This is a genomic window from Agrobacterium radiobacter (assembly GCF_040801995.1).
Taxonomy (GTDB): Bacteria; Pseudomonadota; Alphaproteobacteria; order Rhizobiales; family Rhizobiaceae; genus Agrobacterium; species Agrobacterium radiobacter.
The window spans coordinates 239,705-252,491 of the sequence record NZ_JBEGHX010000001.1 but is presented as its reverse complement, the minus strand read 5'-3'; the positions used below and the strand labels follow the sequence as shown (position 1 = coordinate 252,491).

Below are 12,787 nucleotides of genomic sequence, written 5' to 3'. Positions count from 1 at the left end.
TCCCGGAACGCCGGTTGCCGACCAACGAACAGGATGAACGCCCATGTCCGCCGATTCCCGCATTCAGGCCATCACCGCCCGCATCGTCGAACGTTCCAAGCCCTACCGCGAGACCTATCTCGAGCGGCTGCGGCTGCAGGTTTCAAAAGGCGTTCACCGTTCCGTTCTGTCCTGCGGCAATCTCGCGCATGGATTTGCCGTCTGTTCCCCCGCCGACAAGGACATCCTTGCCGGCGACCGGGTTCCCAATCTCGGCATCATCACCGCCTATAACGACATGCTTTCGGCGCATCAGCCCTATGAGACCTTCCCGGCGATCATCCGCGATGCGGCAAAAGAAGCGGGCGGCATAGCACAGGTGGCGGGCGCGGTTCCCGCCATGTGCGACGGTGTAACCCAGGGCCAGCCCGGCATGGAGCTTTCGCTGTTTTCCCGCGACGCCATCGCCATGGCGGCCGGCATCGGCCTGTCGCATAACATGTTCGACGCCGCCGTCTATCTCGGCGTCTGCGACAAGATCGTGCCCGGCCTCGTCATTGCCGCACTCGCCTTCGGTCACCTGCCCGCCGTCTTCGTTCCTGCCGGCCCGATGACATCGGGCCTGCCGAATGACGAGAAGTCGCGCATCCGCCAGCTTTATGCGGAAGGCAAGGTCGGCCGCGCCGAGCTCCTGGAAGCGGAATCGAAATCCTATCACGGTCCCGGCACCTGCACCTTCTACGGCACCGCCAATTCCAACCAGATGCTGATGGAGATCATGGGCTTCCATATGCCCGGTTCCTCCTTCATCAATCCCGGCACGCCGCTGCGCGATGCGCTGACGCGTGAAGCTGCAAAGCGCGCACTGGCGATTACGGCGCAGGGCAATGAATTTACCCCGGCCGGCGAGATGATCGATGAAAGGTCTGTTGTCAACGGCGTCGTCGGCCTGCATGCGACGGGCGGTTCCACCAACCACACCATGCATCTGATCGCCATGGCGCGCGCCGCCGGCATCATCCTTACCTGGCAGGATATTTCCGATCTCTCGGACATCGTGCCGCTGCTCGCCCGCGTTTACCCCAACGGTCTTGCCGATGTGAACCATTTCCACGCCGCCGGCGGCATGGGTTTCCTCATCAAGCAGCTTCTGAAACAGGGCTTCGTGCATGACGATGTGCGCACCGTCTTCGGACAGGGGCTAGAGGCTTACACCGTGGATGCCATGCTTGATGAGAAGGGCGCAGTTGTCCGCCAGCCCTCCCCCGAGCAGAGCCATGATCCGAAGGTTCTCTCCAGCGTCGAAACACCGTTCCAGCCGACGGGCGGCCTGAAGATGCTGACCGGCAATCTCGGCAAATCGGTCATCAAGATTTCCGCCGTCAAACCGGAGCGCCACATCATCGAGGCACCGGCGATCGTCTTTAACGATCAGCAGGAGCTTCAGGACGCGTTCAAGGATGGCAAGCTCAACCGCGACTTCATTGCGGTCGTCCGCTTCCAGGGCCCGAAGGCCAACGGCATGCCGGAACTGCACCGCCTGACGCCGCCGCTTGGCGTGCTGCAGGATCGCGGCTTCAAGGTGGCGCTGGTGACCGATGGGCGCATGTCCGGCGCCTCCGGCAAGGTGCCGGCGGCCATCCACGTTACGCCTGAGGCTTCCGATTGCGGGCCGATCTCGCTCATCCGCGACGGCGACATCATCCGTCTCGACGCCATTTCCGGCTCGCTCGAGGTGCTGGTTTCCGCCGCCGAGCTGGCAAAACGCGAACCGGCGCGCGCCGACCTCTCCGGCAATGAATGGGGCATGGGCCGCGAACTTTTCGCCCCCTTCCGCCGCAATGCCGGCCCGGCCGATCAGGGCGCCAGCGTCCTCTTCCATTGATTTTGTGGAGGCGATGGCCTGATGCGGCCTTCGCCTTTCAACCCTACTTTGCGGTGTCACCCGGATGCCGCCAGAAACCGCTTTATTTCCCATATCTTAAACGTCAAACTTGTCATGCGACTGTGATGATCGCCCTATAGGGCCTTCTCCAGCCAGCCGTGGGACGACGGCGCAGTTTCGGATGATGGGGCCTGACATGACGATTTTCTCAAGCAAACGCCGCGATGTGCTGAAGCTTATGGCCGGCACCGCCATGCTGCCGCTGATGGTGGCGGCAACGTCTGTCATGGCGCAGGACGTGGCCCTGCGTGCAATCGTCATCTCCGACCTGCATTCGGCCTATGAGCGCATCGGCCAGCTTCTCGCGGCCATCGAAACGCGCATCGCCGCTGACAAGGCGCCCCACATCATCCTGCTGAATGGCGATCTTTTCGAACTGGGCAACGCGGTGGCTACACGTTCGGCCGGCGAGATCGAATGGACCTTCCTCACGGCGCTGGCCAAGCTCGCTCCCACGGTCATCAATATCGGCAATCATGAGCCCGATATCGACAATGACCTTGCCAATTTCGTCAGCCGCGCCCGTGCGCTCGGCATCACCGTGCTTTCCAACATCATCGACAAGCGCAGCGGCAAACCCTATGCGCCCGAAAGTGCCGAGGTGAGCGTTGGCCAGCGGAAGGTCATCCTCACGGGTCTCGCCACCAATGCGATCAACACCTACCCGAAGGCCACGCGCGAAATGCTCGACATTCCGCAGCCTGTCGAGTGGGCCAAGGCCAATCTTCCCGGTATCGTCAAACCGGACGCGATCAACATCGTTCTCAGCCATGCCGGCGTCGTCGCAGACCGCGATATCCTGCCGCTGCTGCCGGATGGCACCCTGCTTGTCGGCGGCCATGACCATCTGAACTTCGTGCATGAACAGGGTGCTACCCGCTATGTCCACACCGGCTCATGGTGCACCTCCATGACGGTGGCGACCTTTGCGGCTCCCGGCAAGGCTGCGGCCATCGAGACGATCGCCATCGATCGCGGCGCTCCCGCATCCCCTGCCCTCAAGGCCCTGATCGAGCAGACGCTTGAAAAACACCTGACTGCGGAAGAACGGGAAGTTGTCGGCAAATCGGCGAAGGCGATGACCGTCGACGAGGCGGGCCGCCATGTGGCGCAGCTTATCGCCGCAAAAACCGGCGCAGATGTCGGTTTCGTCGGCCACACCTCCTTCGGCGCGGGCCTACCTGAGGGCGATATTCGCCGTTATGATTTCAACGCCTCGCTGCGTTTCGACGGCAAGCTGATGGTCACGGAAGTGGACGGCGAGGCGCTGGCGCAAATCCTCAAACGATGCAACCAGGATGGCGACATTCCGCTCGCCGCACGTACCGGCGACTATCTCTACGCCATGCCGGAGAAGCCCGGGAAGAAAGAGCGCTACAAGCTGGTCTGCAACGACTGGTCCGCGACCAACCAGAAATCCTATTTCGGGCGCGGTGACCTTACCTTCACCGAGGTGCCCGATGTGAAGCTGAAGCAGACGGCTCTGGGCGGGCTTTCTTAAGGCCGCAGATCATCAGGTCTCAGAACGACCTGATATCGAGCTTCCGGTCCCTGTGTGCCGGATGTGTGCTGAACACGAAAATGCGGTCCAGTTCCTTCTGCGTCAGCATGCGCAGGAAACGGACATGGATCGTGTTGTTGGCGTTGACGCGCAACATCACGCAGCCGATCTTGGTGATGCGGGCGTCGGGAATATCGAGATAGAACTGGTTCGGCAGGTTATATTTCGTCAGCAGCGCCAGCACCGCTTCCGTCTGGGAGATGCGGATGACGTCGCAGCGACGCGCCGCCATGTGCATCACGGCCTTTTCGGTATATTCGATGCGTGCTGCGTTCATGGTATCTTCCATGCGGAACCGGTTTTCGCGGTCATACATGAAGGATTCTTCCTTGCTCAGGTAATGGTTCCTGATGACACCCGTACCGCTCTGCACGCCCAGACTCCCATGCTCAGTCAATGGATCGAGACTAGGCCATAGTCTTTAACAATTCATATCAGCGCAGGCTTAAACAGACCGGAAGCGGGACATTTCCGTCATTTTTCCACAGCCGTAAAAAGCTCAGGAAAAACCCCGGAACGAGGACGTTCCGGGGTGTTTTTGGGGTCGACGGCAATCAGACGCGGTAGGTCTTGCCCTCCGCATTAAAGAGGTGAAGCTTTTCCTGCGGGGCGGCGAAACGCAGGGTTTGCCCCTTGGCGACCGAAACAATGCCTGGTGCCTTGACGATGATGGGCTCCTGGCCCTTCGGCGCTTCGAGATACAGAAGCGTCACCTCGCCCAGAGCCTCGACGATCGATACTTTCCCTTCGAAAAGATAATCATCGCCGGTGACGATGCTCAGATCTTCCGGCCGCACGCCGAAGCTGGCGGACTTGCCCCGCTCGGTGGCGGGGGTCGGAACATTGACGGCGAGCGTCTTGCCACCCGCCAGTTCGATCGACGTCCGCTCCCCGGTCCCGACAATCTTCCCAGCGATGATGTTCATGGCGGGCGAGCCGATGAAGCGCGCCACGAAGAGGTTGGCGGGGTTTTCGTAAAGTTCGAGCGGCGCACCGACCTGCTCCACGCGACCCGCATTCAAAACGACGATACGGTCCGCCAGCGTCATCGCCTCCACCTGGTCGTGGGTGACGTAGATCATCGTCGTATCGGCCATCTGCTCGTTGAGCTTGGCGATCTCGATGCGGGTTGCGACGCGCAGCGCGGCATCGAGGTTCGACAGGGGTTCATCGAACAGGAACACCTTGGGATTGCGGCAAATGGCACGGCCGATGGCGACGCGCTGGCGCTGGCCGCCCGAAAGAGCCTTGGGCAAACGCTCCAGATATTGCGTCAGCTGCAGGATTTCAGCGGCGGCGCGGACGCGGCGGTCGATCTCCTGCTTGTTTTCCTTGGCGATCTTCATGCCGAAGGCCATGTTGTCGTAAACAGTCATATGCGGATAAAGCGCATAGGACTGGAACACCATGGCAATACCCCGGCGCGAAGGCGGGATTTCATTGACCAGCTGGCCGTCGATGAACATTTCGCCGCCGGTGATTTCCTCCAGACCCGCAATCATGCGCAGCAACGTCGATTTCCCGCAGCCGGACGGCCCGACGAAAACGATGAATTCGCCCTGTTCGATCTCCAGATCGATGCCGTGCAGGACTTTTACCTGCCCGTATGATTTGCGGATATCCTTGAGAACGAGACTTGTCATGGGTTGTTCCTCCCTGCTCTATCAGGCGTAACGGGCGAAGAAAGCGCCCCATGCCGGAAGTTCTACGCTTCTGCCGTCCACACCGCTTGCAAAGCCGTGGCCTTCGAGAACCTCCCAGTTCCCTTCCGGCAACGTCGCCTTTGCTGACGTCGCGGACAGATTGAAGAGGCACAGAACGGTTTCGTTGCCGAGCGTGCGGGTGTAGCTCAGCACATCGCCCTCCACTGGCTGGAATTCGATGCCGCCCTTGGCAAAAGCGGGATGCTTTTTGCGGAAAGAAAGGAAGCGGCGGTAGTGCTCCAGCACGGATGCCTCATTGCCCTGCTGGGCGCTGACGGCGCGCTGCTTGTGTTCGGCCGGAATGGGCAGCCAGGTCTTGTCCGAGGTCGAGAAGCCGGCCTGCGCATGGCCCGCATCCCATACCATCGGCGTGCGACAACCGTCGCGGCCCTTAAATTCCGGCCAGAACTGGATGCCGTAGGGGTCCTGCAAATCCTCAAAAGCAATATCGGCTTCAGTAAGGCCCAGCTCTTCACCCTCATAGATGCAGACGGAGCCGCGCTGCGTCATCAACAACGCCGAGAGCACCTTGGCGAAAGCGTCCTTGTCCTCGACATGCTCGCCCCAGCGGCTGACATGGCGAACGACATCGTGATTGGAGAAAGCCCAGCAGGCCCAGCCTTCCGGTGCGGCCCTGGCAAAATCCGCCTGCACATCGGCAACACGCTGTGGCGTGAGCGCATCCGGCGCCAGGAATTCGAAGGCGTAGCACATCTGCATCTTGTCGTCGCCGGAGGTGTATTCACCGACGATTTCGAGTCCGCGCTGGCTATCGCCCACTTCGCCGACGGCGGCGATATCCGGAAACTCGTCCAGCACGGCGCGGAAGCGTTTCAGGAAGGCGATGTTTTCGGGGCGGTTCTTGTCGTAGAGATGTTCCTGGAAATTGTAGGGATTGACCGCAGGCGCCGTGGAGGCGTTGCGGCGCTCCGGCGCCAGCGCCGGGTTGTCGCGCAATTCCAGATCATGGAAATAGAAGTTGATGGTATCGAGGCGGAAACCATCGACGCCACGCTTCAGCCAGAAGCGGGTAATGTTCAGCAGCTCTTCCTGAACTTCCGGATTATGCAGGTTGAGGTCCGGCTGCGATGTCAGGAAGTTGTGCATGTAATATTGCATGCGGGTCGGGTCCCACTGCCAGCCCGAGCCGCCGAAGATCGACAGCCAGTTGTTGGGCGGCGTGCCATCCGGCTTGCTGTCCGACCAGACATACCAATCTGATTTGGGGTTATTGCGGCTGGCGCGGCTTTCCACGAACCATGGATGCTGGTCCGAGGTGTGCGACATGACGAGGTCGATCATCACACGGATGCCGAGACGGTGGGCCTCAGCGATCAGCCCGTCGAAATCGGCAAGCGTGCCGAACATCGGATCGACATCGACATAATTCGAGACGTCGTAACCGAAATCCTTCATCGGCGAGGTGAAGAAGGGCGAAATCCAGATAGCGTCGGCACCGAGGCCGGCAATATGCGCCAGCCGGTCGGTGATGCCCTTGAGATCGCCGATGCCGTCGCCGTTGGAGTCCTGATAGGAGCGCGGATAAATCTGGTAGATCACGGCGCCGCGCCACCAATCCTTGTTGGGCGTCAAAGCGGAAGTCACCGGAGCGGTCATAGTCTCATCCTGTCTGGTATGGGCGTTCATGGAATTATCAGCCTCCCTTGACGGAGCCTGAGAGCAGGCCACGCACGAGATAACGTTGAAGGGCGAAGAAGACGCCAAGCGGTACGACGATGGTAACGAAGGCCGAGGCGGTGAGGATTTCCCAGTTGCCGCCGCGCGAACCGAGCAGCGCGTTTAGCGCACCGGTCAGCACCAGCTCATCCTTCTGCGTGCCGAGGAAGACCATGGCGACAAGCAGGTCGTTCCAGGTCCACAGGAACTGGAAGATGGCGAAGGAGGCGAGCGCCGGGAAGGACAGCGGCAGGATGATCTTGACGAAGATTTCGAAATCGCTCGCGCCGTCGACACGCGCACTTTCGATGATCTCTTTCGGCAGGCCGGAAATGTAGTTGCGCAACAGGTAGATGGCGAGCGGCAGACCGAAGGCGGTGTGCGCCAGCCAGATGCCGGCATAGGTCTTGGACGGTACGCCGAAGATATTGCCGATTTCGTTGTAGAGTTTCAGGAGCGGTATCAGCGACATCTGCAATGGTACGACGATCAGGCCCACCACCATCGCAATCAGAAAATTGCGGCCGGAAAAGCTCATCCATGACAGCGCATAGGCGGCAAAGGCAGCGATGAGAATGGGGATAACGGTCGCAGGCACGGCCACCGTCAACGAGTTGACAAAGGACTGGCCGATACCTTCCGAGGTCAGGACCGTTCGATAATTATCGAGCGTGAAGACCGGCGGCGTTCCAACGGAAATATAGACGCGCTTGCCACGGGAACCCTCGAAGCTGGAGGCCTTGCTGTACTCATAGGTGCCGTCCGCGTTGACCAGCAGCGTTTCACCATCGCCGATATCGGCCGCCTCACCGGCTTTGAAGGCTCTCGGCTCCTGAACACGCACGCCGAAGGCGGAGACTTTTCCGCCCGCGCCGTTTTCAAAGACATTGCCTGATATCACGTATCGGTTTCCGTCCTGTTTCTGCACGGCAGCGTCGGCAAGGCGAACCGCCGCTGTCTGTTCGGAGCTGGAAAAGGCCGTCCACCAGCCCGATACGGTGATCTGGTCCTTGTCACGCAGCGAGCTGACGAGAATGCCGAGCGTGGGCAAGAGCCAGAGAAGCACGACGATCAGAACGCTGGCGTGGACGATAAGGCGCGGCAGGCCGACGCGGCGAAGGCGTTTGACGATATTCATCTCAGCGGCCCTCCATCTCGCGGTTGGCCTGACGGATGTTCCAGACCATGATCGGGGTTACGGCCGCCATGATGATGAGTGCTATGACAGCACTTCGGCCACTGTCACCGCCACCGCGGAACATCCAGTCGAACATGAGATTGGCGAGAACCATGGTGTTCCACTGGCCGTTGGTCATGGTCAGCACGATGTCGAAAACCTTGAGCACGAGAATGGTGATCGTGGTCCAGACAACGGCGATGGTGCCCCAGATTTGCGGAACCATGATCTTCCAGAAAATCTGCCAGCCATTGGCACCATCGATGACGGCTGCCTCGATTGTCTCTTCCGGAATGCCGCGCAGCGCCGCCGACAGGATGACCATGGCAAAGCCGGTCTGAATCCAGATGAGGATGACCATCAGAAAGAAGTTGTTCCAGAAGGGCATGGAAATCCACACCTGCGGATTGCCCCCGAAAAACTCGACGACGGCGTTCAAAAGGCCGATCTGCACCTGACCTTCGGCGCGATATTCATAGATGAACTTCCAGATGACGGAGGCACCGACGAAAGAGATCGCCATCGGCATGAAGACGATGGATTTGGCGATGTTGCCCCACCAGATGCGGTCGGTCATGACGGCGATGACGAGGCCGAAGAAGGTGCAGGCGGCCGGCACCACGGCCAGCCAGAGAATATTGTTGAAGATCGACTGGCGGAAACCCGCGTCAAAAAACGCCCAGCGATAATTGGCGAGACCGACGAATTCACTGCCTGTGCGGTCATAAAAGGACAGGATCAGCGTCGCGATAACGGGATAGACCAGATAAACGAGCAGAAGGATCAGCGCCGGGCCGATGAACAGCCACGGCCGGACGGCGGCGCGGCGGTTGAGGTTGCGGGAGGCGTGAATGACGTCTCCCGAGCGGACGGGAAAGATTGCCTGCAGCGCCTTGTCGGACAGCCAGTAATAGGCAGCGCAGGCAAAAACACCTGCTACCATGACGCCGATGGCAGACACGAGTTGTTGAGCCATGTTCCCTCCCTTGATCCTCTCCGCGCCGCGCTGATTTATGCGGTCGTCGGGCCGTTCCGTTGGTAAGGCCCGGCAGCGAGCCGCCGGGCCTTTTTACCGCAGATTCTGATCGGAAAACCGCAGAACACTTTTCCGGAATCTGCTCGGCCGATTGTTACTTCAGGCCGTCCCAGGCCTTCTGGATATCGGAAGCGACCTGATCGGCGGACTTGCCGCCGACGAAATCGATCATGCCGGTCCAGAATGCACCGGCGCCGATCTTGCCGGGCATCAGGTCGGAACCGTCGAAACCGAAGCTTGTCGCGGTCGTCAGGATTTCGCCCTGGCGCTTCATCTGCTCGTTGGCATAAGTCTCGACATTCACGCCCTTATACGGCGTCAGGAAGCTGGACTGCGCCATCCACACTTCGTGCGCGATCGGGGTCTGCAGGAATTCGACAAATGCCTTGGCAGCCGGCGCTTCCTTGGTGATGGTGACGAGCGTGCCGGCGCCGAGAACCGGCTTGCCGAGTTCAGGCTTGGACGCATAGGTCGGCATGTAGAAGAAATCCGCATCCGTCCCCACCTTGGTGCCCTCAGGGAAGAAGGACGGAATGAACGACGCCTGATGGTGCAGGTAGCACTTCGGCGGAATGTCGAAGAGGCCCTTGGGGCTGTCGCGGAAGTCGGTGGAGGCCACGGCCGCAACACCGCCGCTCACATATTTTTCGTTCTTGGCGAATTTGCCGAACTCGTTGATGGCCTCGACCACGGCCGGATCGGTGAACTTCACCTCGTTGGTCGTCCATTTCTGGTAGACGTCGAGCGGCTGCGTACGCAGCATCAGGTCTTCCACCCAGTCGGTCGCCGGCCAGCCGGTGGCGCCGCCGGAACCGAGGCCGATGCACCAGGGCGTGCCGCCATCGGCAACGATCTGGTCCGTGAGCTTGAGCAGGTCTTCCATGCTCTCGGGCACCTTATAGCCCGCTTCCTCAAAGTTCTCAGGCACATACCAGACGAGCGACTTCACATCCGCCTTGAAGGGAAATGCGAAATAGGCCTTGTTGCCGTCCTTGCCCTTGTAGCTGCCGAGATCGACCCATGACTGGCCCGCGCCGTAATTTTCCTTGACCCAGCTGGCGGTCGCATCGCCGAGCGGCACGAGGAAGCCCTTGGCGGCGAGATCAGCCAGAAGGCCGGGCTGCGGCAGGATGGCGATATTGGGCGGCGAACCCGCCTGCGTGTCGATGACGATCTGCTGCTCGTAGTTTTCCGACGAGGAATAACGGACATTCACGCCGGTCGCGTCAGCGAAATAGGCGAGCACCGACTGGAACAGAGCCTCATCCTCACCACGCCAGGGGCCGAAAATCGTCAGCGTCTGGCCCTTCAGGTCGGCATGGGCCGCCTTGAAGTCTTCGTAGCTTTTCCAGTTGAACTTGGCGTCCCCGCCGGGTGCAAATTTCAGGTCGGCGGCAAAGGCCGCACCGGACAGCAATGCCATGACAGCAGCCGTCGCCAAAAGAGTCTTCCGCATGTGATTTACCTCCCATCACATAAAAGGCTCAAAGCGTCCTCTCCAATCAAAGCGCTTTGGCTGCCTATTCATCTCATTGTCATTAAGACAGAGTCAAGAGGCTCTTTATTCGGAAACGTTGCAGCACCTTATGAATAGTCATATTTAATTAGGAAGGCGGCTATCCTTTTCGATTGAGAAATGCGGTGGAGGCTGGTAAAAATCTAAAGCGCTTTGGGAAGTGAGGAGCGGCCTTGCCGTATTCTCGGGCGCGCGCATGGAGGAATGACAGACATGAACCTGAAACAGTTGTCGCAACTGCTGGGCATTTCGCAGACGACCATCAGCAGGGCGCTCAACGGCTATCCGGAAGTCAGCGCCGAAACGCGCCGCCGCGTGATGGAGGCTGCCGAAAAGACGGGATATCGCCCGAATGCGGCAGCGCAACGGCTGGCGACAGGCAAGGTTGGCTCCATCGGACTTGTGATGCCGATTGGCGAGCATCATCGTTCGGATGTGCATTTCGGCGAATTCCTGAGCGGCCTCGGTGAGGAAGCGTCGCGCAGCGGCTTTCATCTTGTCATCATGCCAACCGAGCCGGAAAAGGAGCGCGAAGCCCTGCGGGGTCTGGCGGCCAGCGGCAGCGTCGACGGCATCTATCTCGCCTATATGAAGAATAACGATCCACGCATCGCCATGATGCAGTCGCTCTCCCTGCCCTTCCTCGTGCATGGCCGCTCCATCGGCGTGGAGGAGGACTATCCCTATCTCGACGTGGACAATGAGGGCGCCTTCCGCGATGCGACCCAGCTTCTCCTCCAACTCGGCCATACGCGCATCGGGCTGCTGAACGGCCCGGCGGGTTATGATTTCACCTTCCGCCGCTGTCTCGGGGTGGAAAAGGCGATGGCGGCAAACGGTCTGGCATTGCATGCGGAAAATGTAAGGCACGGCAGCATGACCGACGAGGAAGGTTATCTCGGCATGGAGGCGCTGCTGTCACGCCCGGAAAAACCGACCGCCATCCTCTGCGCCAGTACCGCGCTTGCGCTCGGCGCGATCCGCTCGCTCAATCAGCGGGGCTTAAAACCCGGCAAGGATATTTCGCTGATCGCCCATGACGACGTGCTGCCGCTGCTGAAACCCGATAATTTCTCCGTGCCGCTCACCACCACCCGCTCGTCGCTGAGGGCTGCGGGGGTGCGTGTGGGCCAGCGCCTGATCAACCGGATCAAGCTCAACCAGACGGAACCCCATCAGGAACTCTGGAAGGCGGAACTTGTGGTCCGCGCGTCGACGGGGCCGGCTCCGAAAGCGTAGCTGGCCATTTTAAACCGCTTAGAACTTCGGCGCGGTCAAACCCTCTGCGCGATGGGCGGCGATGACGGTATTGGCCATCAGCATGGCGATCGTCATCGGGCCGACACCGCCGGGAACGGGCGTGATGGCCGCGGCAACGGCGCTTGCTTCATCATAGGCGACATCGCCCACCAGCTTCGACTTGCCTTCACCTTTTTCCGGTGCGGGGATGCGGTTGATGCCGACATCGATGACGGTCGCGCCTGATTTCACCCAGTCGCCCTTCACCATCGCCGCCCGGCCGACCGCCGCGACGAGAATATCGGCCGTCTTGCAGACGGTGGCGAGATCCTTGGTGCGCGAATGCGCCATCGTCACCGTAGCGTTGGCATTCAGCAGCAGCTGGCCCATGGGCTTGCCGAACAGGTTCGAGCGACCGATGACAACAGCGTTCAGGCCAGAGAGATCATCGCCGTGAATGCCGCGCACCAGAAGCATGGCGCCGGCGGGCGTGCAGGAGATGAGACCGGTGGCGAGATCGCCGGTCGCGAGCTTGCCGGCATTCAATACGCTCAGACCATCCACATCCTTTTCGGGCAGGATCGACTGGATGATTTCATCGGAATTGAAGTGTTTCGGCAGCGGCAGCTGCACCAGAATGCCGTGAATGGAGGCATCGGCGTTCAGTTCGCCGACCAGCTTCAGAAGGTCAGCTTGCGTGGTTTCCTCCGGCAGCGTGTGCTGGATGGAGTTGAAACCGCATTGCTTGGCCATCTTGCTTTTGGAGTTCACGTAAGCGTGGCTGGCCGGATCATTTCCGACGATGACAACCGCGAGACCGGGTTTTACGCCCTTTTCCGCCTCAAGCGCTTCTGCCGATTTGCGGACCGCCTCCGTTACCGAAGCCGCCTTCGCCTTCCCGTCAATCACAACTGCCATGCGTCCTGCTCCTGCTGGGTTACGTAGGCTCCGTAT

10 protein-coding genes are annotated in these 12,787 nt (G+C 60.2%); 3 read left to right on the top strand and 7 right to left on the bottom strand.

The window, feature by feature from the left end:
• Window positions 1-43: 43 nt before the first annotated feature.
• Both edd and MRBLRC7O_RS01240 read left to right on the top strand, forming a co-directional pair.
• Window positions 44-1,864 carry a phosphogluconate dehydratase gene (gene edd / locus MRBLRC7O_RS01245; RefSeq protein WP_003503326.1) on the top strand — a complete coding sequence of 607 codons (1,821 nt, stop codon included), beginning with the start codon at window positions 44-46 and terminating at the stop codon, window positions 1,862-1,864.
• Between the two features lie 196 nt (window positions 1,865-2,060).
• Window positions 2,061-3,425: a metallophosphoesterase gene (locus MRBLRC7O_RS01240; RefSeq protein WP_003503328.1), complete on the top strand. Its 1,365-nt coding sequence runs from the start codon at window positions 2,061-2,063 to the stop codon at window positions 3,423-3,425.
• Window positions 3,426-3,444: 19 nt separating this feature from the next.
• Here MRBLRC7O_RS01240 and MRBLRC7O_RS01235 read toward each other — a convergent pair whose 3' ends face one another.
• The 6 genes from MRBLRC7O_RS01235 to MRBLRC7O_RS01210 form a co-directional block, all read right to left on the bottom strand.
• Window positions 3,445-3,801: a hypothetical protein gene (locus MRBLRC7O_RS01235; RefSeq protein ID WP_034501163.1), complete on the bottom strand. Its 357-nt coding sequence runs from the start codon at window positions 3,799-3,801 to the stop codon at window positions 3,445-3,447.
• 238 nt (window positions 3,802-4,039) lie between these two features.
• Window positions 4,040-5,128, bottom strand: coding sequence for an ABC transporter ATP-binding protein (locus tag MRBLRC7O_RS01230; RefSeq protein ID WP_003503332.1), 1,089 nt, complete (start codon window positions 5,126-5,128; stop codon window positions 4,040-4,042).
• A 21-nt stretch (window positions 5,129-5,149) separates the two neighbouring features.
• Window positions 5,150-6,805 (bottom strand): beta-galactosidase BglA, encoded by a 1,656-nt coding sequence (gene bglA / locus MRBLRC7O_RS01225; protein ID WP_065703832.1) that lies wholly within the window; start codon window positions 6,803-6,805, stop codon window positions 5,150-5,152.
• Window positions 6,806-6,842: 37 nt separating this feature from the next.
• On the bottom strand, window positions 6,843-8,003 hold the full coding sequence (locus tag MRBLRC7O_RS01220) for a carbohydrate ABC transporter permease (RefSeq protein ID WP_080865820.1): 1,161 nt from the start codon (window positions 8,001-8,003) through the stop codon (window positions 6,843-6,845).
• Window position 8,004: 1 nt separating this feature from the next.
• Window positions 8,005-9,018 (bottom strand): carbohydrate ABC transporter permease, encoded by a 1,014-nt coding sequence (locus tag MRBLRC7O_RS01215; RefSeq protein ID WP_080865818.1) that lies wholly within the window; start codon window positions 9,016-9,018, stop codon window positions 8,005-8,007.
• Between the two features lie 154 nt (window positions 9,019-9,172).
• Window positions 9,173-10,534 (bottom strand): ABC transporter substrate-binding protein, encoded by a 1,362-nt coding sequence (locus MRBLRC7O_RS01210; RefSeq protein ID WP_080865816.1) that lies wholly within the window; start codon window positions 10,532-10,534, stop codon window positions 9,173-9,175.
• Window positions 10,535-10,807: 273 nt separating this feature from the next.
• Here MRBLRC7O_RS01210 and MRBLRC7O_RS01205 point away from each other — a divergent pair, with 273 nt between their 5' ends.
• Entirely contained in the window at window positions 10,808-11,833 is a 1,026-nt protein-coding gene (locus MRBLRC7O_RS01205) for a LacI family DNA-binding transcriptional regulator (RefSeq protein ID WP_003503341.1), read from the top strand.
• Between the two features lie 18 nt (window positions 11,834-11,851).
• Here MRBLRC7O_RS01205 and MRBLRC7O_RS01200 read toward each other — a convergent pair whose 3' ends face one another.
• On the bottom strand, window positions 11,852-12,751 hold the full coding sequence (locus MRBLRC7O_RS01200) for a bifunctional methylenetetrahydrofolate dehydrogenase/methenyltetrahydrofolate cyclohydrolase (protein ID WP_003503342.1): 900 nt from the start codon (window positions 12,749-12,751) through the stop codon (window positions 11,852-11,854).
• Between the last annotated feature and the right edge of the window lie 36 nt (window positions 12,752-12,787).